The organism is Herminiimonas aquatilis, assembly GCF_042665175.1.
Classification (GTDB): Bacteria; Pseudomonadota; Gammaproteobacteria; order Burkholderiales; family Burkholderiaceae_D; genus Oxalicibacterium; species Oxalicibacterium aquatilis.
The window spans coordinates 1-962 of the sequence record NZ_JBHTCC010000010.1 but is presented as its reverse complement, the minus strand read 5'-3'; the positions used below and the strand labels follow the sequence as shown (position 1 = coordinate 962).

Here is a 962-nt window from a genome sequence, read left to right as displayed (position 1 = left end):
CCGTTGGTATTTTCATTCGATCCGCGTTGCCACGGGCTTCGTGGATCGCAGAAATACACCTGGATATCTGTAGCCAGTGTGAAGCGCTTGTGGTCAGCTAGTTCTTTGCCGCGATCCCATGTCAGCGATTTATATAGTTCCTGCGGTAGCTTGCCCGCATGCTTGATCAGCGCATCAATCACCGTCTGCGTATCTTTGCGAGCGATCTTGACCAACATCACATAGCGCGTATGGCGCTCCACCAATGTCGCTATCTGGCTGTTGCCACTTCCAAATAATAAATCACCTTCCCAATGGCCTGGCACCGCACGGTCTTCTACCGTAGACGGTCTTTCGCTGATCGAAACGGCATCACTGATCTGGCCGTGATTGTCTGTCTTCTGCGTGTGATGACGGGAGCGACGCATGACCCGAGTTCGTCTCAGGTGCTCGGTCAATTCCTTCTTCAAGGCACCGCGTGTCTGGATGAACAAGGTCTTGTAGATGGTTTCGTGAGACACCTGTAATTCCTCATTACCTGAATAACTATGCTTGAGTCAGCCGGCCACTTGCTGTGGTGACCATCGCTGGCGAAGTTTGGTCGCAACGGCGCTGGCTAGCTGTTGGTTCATTAAAAGCTTACAGGCTTTGGGACGATGAGCGCGATTCCAGGTGGCGGCATCTGCCTCTGCAGCACGGTAGGCTTCAATACCGCCGTTGCGTTTGATCTCCCGACTGATTGTCGATGGTGCTCGTTCCAGGTTCCTGGCGATGGTGCGCATCGATTCGCCAGCGACAATCGAACGGGAGATTTCTTCCCGTTCGGCCAGTGTCAATGCCGTACTAGATCGCATGCGTGGTGGTGGTCGGATTCCACCACTATCAGCCAGAATGCGTTGCACAGACGAATGGTTTCGATCGAATAGCTGAGCAATCTGCTGGAGAGATTCTCCCTTCTTCCAGCGATCCCACATCAGAGCCTT

The 962-nt window shown here is 53.3% G+C and carries 1 pseudogene; it reads right to left on the bottom strand.

What is annotated here, in order from left to right:
* Positions 1-962 (bottom strand): annotated as a pseudogene (locus ACFQO0_RS16895) (IS30 family transposase); the annotation flags it as partial.